General features: G+C 77.8%; 5 protein-coding genes. 2 read left to right on the top strand and 3 right to left on the bottom strand.

Annotated elements, in window-relative coordinates; translation table 11 throughout:
• Nucleotides 1–373: 373 nt before the first annotated feature.
• The 3 genes from OO57_RS24490 to OO57_RS24500 all read right to left on the bottom strand — a co-directional run bounded on the left by OO57_RS24490 (nt 374) and on the right by OO57_RS24500 (nt 3,858).
• Nucleotides 374–1,597, bottom strand: coding sequence for a condensation domain-containing protein (locus tag OO57_RS24490; RefSeq protein WP_033254771.1), 1,224 nt, complete (start codon nt 1,595–1,597; stop codon nt 374–376).
• A 129-nt stretch (nt 1,598–1,726) separates the two neighbouring features.
• Nucleotides 1,727–3,193 (bottom strand): SulP family inorganic anion transporter, encoded by a 1,467-nt coding sequence (locus OO57_RS24495; RefSeq protein WP_051778195.1) that lies wholly within the window; start codon nt 3,191–3,193, stop codon nt 1,727–1,729.
• A gap of 302 nt (nt 3,194–3,495) precedes the next feature.
• Nucleotides 3,496–3,858 carry a hypothetical protein gene (locus tag OO57_RS24500; protein ID WP_033254772.1) on the bottom strand — a complete coding sequence of 121 codons (363 nt, stop codon included), beginning with the start codon at nt 3,856–3,858 and terminating at the stop codon, nt 3,496–3,498.
• Between the two features lie 319 nt (nt 3,859–4,177).
• Here OO57_RS24500 and OO57_RS24505 point away from each other — a divergent pair, with 319 nt between their 5' ends.
• Nucleotides 4,178–5,413: a PP2C family protein-serine/threonine phosphatase gene (locus tag OO57_RS24505; RefSeq protein ID WP_051778191.1), complete on the top strand. Its 1,236-nt coding sequence runs from the start codon at nt 4,178–4,180 to the stop codon at nt 5,411–5,413.
• 171 nt (nt 5,414–5,584) lie between these two features.
• Nucleotides 5,585–5,812: a hypothetical protein gene (locus tag OO57_RS24510; RefSeq protein WP_033254773.1), complete on the top strand. Its 228-nt coding sequence runs from the start codon at nt 5,585–5,587 to the stop codon at nt 5,810–5,812.
• The last annotated feature ends 188 nt before the right edge of the window (nt 5,813–6,000 follow it).

Raw genomic sequence — 6,000 nt, forward strand, 5'->3', positions numbered from 1 at the left:
CAGATTCTGCCCCGCGCCCCGCCCCGCCCCACCGGCAGGGCCCCCCGAAGGGGACGAACGGATCACCGGATTCCGCAGCGGTGGGCCCCTCCCCTGGGATGATCGCGGAGCCCCGGCGCCCGGAGCGGCGGAGGCGCCTCCGGCCGGGACCCCGCCGGGGCGCCCGCCCGGCCCGTGACCCGACGTCCAGGAGCACCGCGTGAGCCGGAGCAGCACCCTGTCCCCGACGGCCGCCGGGAGGACGCCGCCCCGGACCGCCGTTCGTGGTCCGCTGGGCCGGGCGTTCCCGGGAACTGGGCGCCTGAGCGGACGGGCCGGAGGCCACCCGCCCGGGCCGCCGCGTCCGCACCCGGCCCCGACGCGGCCGCTGCGGTCAGGGCGGGGCCGGCAGGTCGCGGAGCGGGCGGGCGGGGTCGGCGAGCAGGGCGGGGAGCAGGAGCTGCCAGTGCTGCACCATCCGGTCGACCGTGGGCGGGGCGAGGTGGGCGGTGCGGTACGCGAGGTGGCCGTGGTAGCCGTTGCCGCGTTCCGCCAGGGTCAGGGCGAGGTCGAACCGGGTGGCGGCGTCCCGGTGCTGCGGGCCCGGCTGGCGCCGGTGCGGCAGGCCCGGGCCGGTGGGCGGGGCCGGTGCGAACGCCAGCCGGACGGGCGGGGCGTCGGCTGGGGGCGCGGCCGCGGCCGACCGCACCTCTTCCAGCAGGTGCAGGACGGACCCGTCCGCGGGTATCCGCACCCGCAGCGGGCGGGTGGTGGTGAAGCAGCCGACCAGGCCGCGCAGTTCGGGCGGCCGCCCGTCCGCCGGTACGCCGATCAGCAGGTCCGTCCCGCCGCCCCAGCGGTGCAGCAGTGCGGCGAACCCGGCGAGCAGCACCAGGTCCGGGGTGGTCCGGGCCCGCCGGGCGGTGCGGCGGACGTCGACGGCGAGCCCCGGGAGCGCGAACTCCCGCCGGGCGCCCCGGAGGTCGACCGCGGCCGGGCCCGGCCGTGGCGCCTCCTGCGCGGTGTGCTCCTGCGCGGTGTGCTCCGGCTCGGCGGAGTCCGCGCACCGGCGCGGGAGTTCCGGGAGCCGGGCGGGCCGTCCGGTCAGGGCGGCGGTGACGGTCTCCAGGAGTTCGGCGCGCAGGACGGCGGCGGAGCGGTCGTCGAGGACCAGCTGGTGGGCGGCCAGGTGGACGTGGCTGCGGGTCGGGGTGCGAAGCAGGAGCGCGCGCCAGAGCGGGCCGGTAGCGAGGTCGAAGGGGTGGCGCGCGGTGTGGTCGGCGAGCCGTTCGACCAGTCCGGGGCGGTCGCGTTCCGGGATCATGCCCAGTTCCACGACCCGTAGCTGGATCGGCAGTCGGGGGTGCACCTGCTGCACGGGCGTGCCGTCGCGCAACGGGACGGCGGTGCGCAGCGCCCCGTGCCGGGCGGCGAGGGCGGCCAGCGCGGCCCGGACGGCGGGTTCGTCGGCCTCCGGGGGCAGTCGGACGTCGGCCGTCAGGTGGTGGGCGGGGCTGTCGGGCTGTCCGGCGGAGGCGGCCCAGAGGGCGTGCTGCGCGGCGGACAGCGGGGCGGTGGGAGCGGGCGCGGGGCTGCTCGGGGCGGTTCGTTCCCGCATGGGCGGCACCTCCTCCCCCGCCGGTACCGGCCGCGCCCGGGGTCCACCGTCATGGTCGGACCGCGGGCGCGGGCTGGGAAGGGCGGGATTCGGCCGGTTCCCGGCCCCGCGGGGCCGGGAACCGGCGGTTCAGGTTCTGCCGGTGGCAGCGGCTGCTGCGGCGGCGGTGAGCGGGGGTTCCCAGGTGATGGCGGTGTCGCTGTGGGCGGTGTGCCGGCCGGCCCAGGTGAGCAGGGCGGTGCGGCAGGCGTGGTCGAGGTGGCGCAGGTCGGTCCAGTCGAGTTCGACGGCGCGGCCGCCGGGGAGGGATTCGAGGGTGTCGAGGAGGCGGGGCAGCCGCAGGAAGGTCGCGTTGCCGCTGAGCCGGATCCGCAGCGGGCCGCCGGGGCCGGTGTCGGTGAGGTCGATGTGGAGGTGGGAAGTCTGCCACGCGCTCTTGGCGACGGCGAGGCCGACGCCGATCAGGACGCCCTCGAAGAGGGTGGTGAGGACGATCGCGGCGGTGGTGACGACGAGGACGACGAGTTCGCCGCGGTGGCCGCGCCACAGGGCGACGAGCGCCTGCACCGGGATCAGCTTGGCCCCGGCGTGGACCAGGACGCCGCCGAGCACCGCGAGCGGGATGAGCCCGAGCGCGGCGGGCAGCAGGGCGGCGAACAGCAGCAGCCACAGGCCGTGCAGGACGCGGGAGGCCTTGCTGCGGGCGCCCGCCTGGACGTTGGCGGCGCTGCGGACGATGACGGCGGTCATCGGGAGGGCGCCGAGCAGGCCGCACAGGGTGTTGCCGATGCCCTGGGCGGTGAGTTCGCGGTCGTAGTCGGTGCGCGGCCCGTGGTGCATCCGGTCGACGGCGGCGGCGCTGAACAGGCTCTCCGCGGACGCGATCAGGGCAAAGGCGAGGACGGTGCCGAGCCCGGCGGCCCCGGTGACGGCGGCGAAGCCGTCGCCGGTGGGCAGGGCGACGGAGTCCAGCAGGCCGTCCACCTCGACCCGGGGCACGTCGAGGCCGAACGCGGCGGTGGCCGCGGCGGCGAGCGCGACGGCGGCCAGCGGGGCGGGCACGGCGCGCACCGGTGCGGGCAGCTTCTTCCACACCGTCAGCAGGACGACGGTCGCGGCGCCCATCAGCAGCGCGGTGGTCGCGGCCCGGCCGGTGAACCAGTCGGCGGCCAGCCCGGGCAGGTGGGTGATCTTCCCGCCACCGCTGCCCGGCGCGACCTGCCCGGAGACGGCGTACAGCTGGCCGAGGATCAGGATCAGGCCGATGCCGGCCAGCATGCCGTGCACGACGGACAGCGAGATCGCCCGGAACCAGCGGCCGGTGCGCAGCAGGCCCATGGCGATCTGGAGCAGCCCGGCGGCGAGCACCAGCACGCCGAGCGAGCCGAGGCCGAAGCGCTGGACGGCGTCGAACACGAGGACGGTCAGGCCCGCCGCCGGGCCGCTGACCTGGAGGCTGCTGCCGGGCAGCAGGCCGACCACGAGGCCGCCGACGATGCCGGTGACCAGCCCGCGTTCGGCGGGCACCCCGGAGGCGACGGCGACGCCGACGCACAGCGGGACGGCGACCAGGAAGACCACCAGCGAGGCGGGCAGGTCCTGGCGCCAGTGGGCGAGCGCCCGGCGCGCGGCGGGGCGGGCGGGGGTGGCGCTGGTGGCGTTGGCGTTGGTGGCGTTGGCGTTGGCGTTCACAGCGGCCGGACCTCCCGGTGCGGGAGGGCGCGGACGTGGTGGTGCGTGGGCGAGCGCATGGGTGTCTCCTTCCGCCCGTGCGGCCGCGGCCGGACGGGGGCTGCTGTCAGGGCAACGGAGCGAACCGACGTGTCGTCAGGGCGGGCGGGGGCGACGTCCGGACGGACCGGCCCCGGCCCGTCGCCGTCGTCAGCTCACGGGCCCGCTCAGCAGCGGAAGACCTGGATGCGCGCCAGCGCGGCCGGTCTCGACCCGCCGACGGCCGTCACCGGCGCGGCCGGTCGCACGCCCGGCGCCCCGGCGTCCTCGCTCCCGGGGCGGGCCGCGCCGCGCACGGGCGGGCCCCCGTTCGCCCGGGGCCGCCCGGCACCGCGGCCCGCCGGGGCCTGCGCCTCGTGCTGGTGGGCGCACTCCACGTGCTCCTCGGCGACCGAGGCGGAGGCCGGACGGGCCGCCCGGGGCTGTGCCTGCGCCGGGGGCCCGGCCGTGAGGACGGCGAGCACCGCGGCGAGGGCGGCGGCCAGCAGGACGGCGAGCCGACCGCCCCGCGTCGTTGCGCGTCCGGTCATCCCCACCTCCCCCGCCTGCGCCCGGCCCGGTCGCCGCGCCGTTCCAGCTTACGTGCGGAACGGCGCCGGAGGGTCGGATTCCGGGATCCCGGTGTGCGGGAAAACCGATAATCGGCAAGGAACTTGACGGCCCGTCAATTCGTTCGGGCCCCACCCGCACCGGCCGCCCGGGGGGCGGGAGGCGCACCGTCCCGCGCCTTGGCGGAGGCTGCACCGGCGAGGGTTCCCGGCGGCGGCGGGACCGCTCCGGGGGCGGTGGCGTGCCCGGTCCGGGAGGGTGGGACAGACGGGGGGCGGACGACAGCGGAGGTGAGCGACGATGCACCGCCACGACGAGGAGCGGGCCGGGGCCGCGGTGCTCGGCCTGCTGGAGGACTCGCACCGGGCCGGGCCCCGGGACCTCCCGCGGCTGGTGCAGGACGCGGCCCGGCGGCTCGGCCTCACCGGCGCCTGGATCTACCTGGCCGACGTGCAGGAGAAGTGCCTGACCGCGCTGCCCGTCCCGCCCGAGGAGGCGCAGCTGGCCGGGCCCGCGGGCCCCGCGGTGCTCGACGTCGACAACTCGCTGGCCGGCCGGGCCTACCGCACCGAGCGCGCCAGCACCGGCGGCGGGTCCGGCGCGGGGGGCGCGGGGGACGCGGTGGGCTGGGTGCCGATCGTGGACGGCATCGGGCGCCTGGGGGTGCTGCAGGTCTCCGCGCCCGCCCTCGACGAGGACCGGCTCGACTCCTGCCGGGCGCTGGCCTCCGCGACCGCGCTGCTAATCGCCACCAAGACGCCGTTCAGCGACCTGCTGGTGCGCACCGGCCGGCGCCGGGCGATGACCCTGCAGGCCGAGCTGGTCCGGGCGATCCTGCCGCCCCGCACGATCGGCAGCCGCCAGGTCACCTCCAGCGCCGTCCTGGAGCCCGCCTACGACGTCGGCGGCGACGCCTTCGACCACAACCTGGCCGACCGGCACCTGCACCTGACCGTGGTCGACGCGATGGGCCACGACCTGGCCTCCGGGGGTTGCAGCGCCGTCGCCCTGGCCGCCTGCCGCTCCACCCGCCGGGCGGGCGGCACCCTCACCGACATCGCCGGGGCCATCGACGCCGCGCTCACCCGGTGGATCCCGGAACGCCTGCTGACCTGCGTGATCGCCGACCTCGACCTCACCACCGGCGCCCTGGCCTGGATCAACTGCGGCCACCCGACGCCCCTGCTGATCCGCCGCGGCCGCATCCTGGCCCGGGCCCTGGAGCGCCCCGTACACCCGCCGCTGGGCCTGCCCCTCGGCCTGCCGCGCACCGCACCGGCCGTCCACACCGCCCGCCTGGAGCCCGGCGACCAGCTGCTGGTGCACTCGGACGGCGTGACCGAGGGCCGGGACGCGGCGGGCGTCCCGTTCGGCGAGGAGCAGCTGGTCGAGGTGGTCTCCCGGGCGATGGCCGACGGCCTGCCCGCCCCCGAGGCGCTGCGCCGACTCGTCCGGCGGATCACCGCGCACCAGGGCGACCGGCTGCGGGACGACGCCACCGTGCTGCTCGCCGCCTGGCACCCCGACGGCGCCTGAGCACCCCTCCGGACGGCAGACGGCAGACGGCGGGCCGCGAGCGGCGAGCGGCGGTCGGCAGCCGACGCGGCGTCAACGCCCGGGCGCTGGGCGGGAATCCTCCGGCCGGTCGGGGGTAGACGCCGGGCGGCCCCGGTCCCGGGGCGGAGCGACACTGCGACGGAGGCGATCATGGGGATCGGTGGCTGCATCATCCTGCTGGCGGTCGGGGCGATCCTGGCGTTCGGCGTGCACTGGCACCTGGCGGGCGTCAACCTCACGGTGGTCGGCGTCGTCCTGATGGCGGCGGGCCTGATCGGCGTGGCGGTGTACGCGCGGGTGCTGGGCCGCCGCCGCTACCTGGGCGGGCGCGGCGTGGACGAGGTGGTGGTCGAGGAGCGCCGCCGCGACGTGCTGTGACGGACCGGAACGCACGGCGACGGACCGGAGCGACAGCGGCACCGGAACCGGAACCACGAACGACGCCGGAGGGGCCCGGACCGTACGGACGGACGCTGTTGGTGAATTCGGGTTCTGATCACTTCGCCTCGTCGACTGGTTGGTCGGTGGGGCGAAGTGCTGCGAAGTGGCTGGTGCGGGTTCGGGCT

Origin of the sequence: Kitasatospora phosalacinea, assembly GCF_000717185.1 — a bacterium.
Taxonomy (GTDB): domain Bacteria; phylum Actinomycetota; class Actinomycetes; order Streptomycetales; family Streptomycetaceae; genus Kitasatospora; species Kitasatospora phosalacinea_A.

What these genes read in the sequence shown, in the direction of transcription:
- OO57_RS24490 (WP_033254771.1), bottom strand. Translation starts at nt 1,597, where the DNA reads ATGCGGGAACGAACCGCCCCGAGCAGCCCCGCGCCCGCTCCCACCGCC.
- OO57_RS24500 (WP_033254772.1), bottom strand. Translation starts at nt 3,858, where the DNA reads ATGACCGGACGCGCAACGACGCGGGGCGGTCGGCTCGCCGTCCTGCTG.
- OO57_RS24505 (WP_051778191.1), top strand. Translation starts at nt 4,178, where the DNA reads ATGCACCGCCACGACGAGGAGCGGGCCGGGGCCGCGGTGCTCGGCCTG.
- OO57_RS24510 (WP_033254773.1), top strand. Translation starts at nt 5,585, where the DNA reads ATGGGGATCGGTGGCTGCATCATCCTGCTGGCGGTCGGGGCGATCCTG.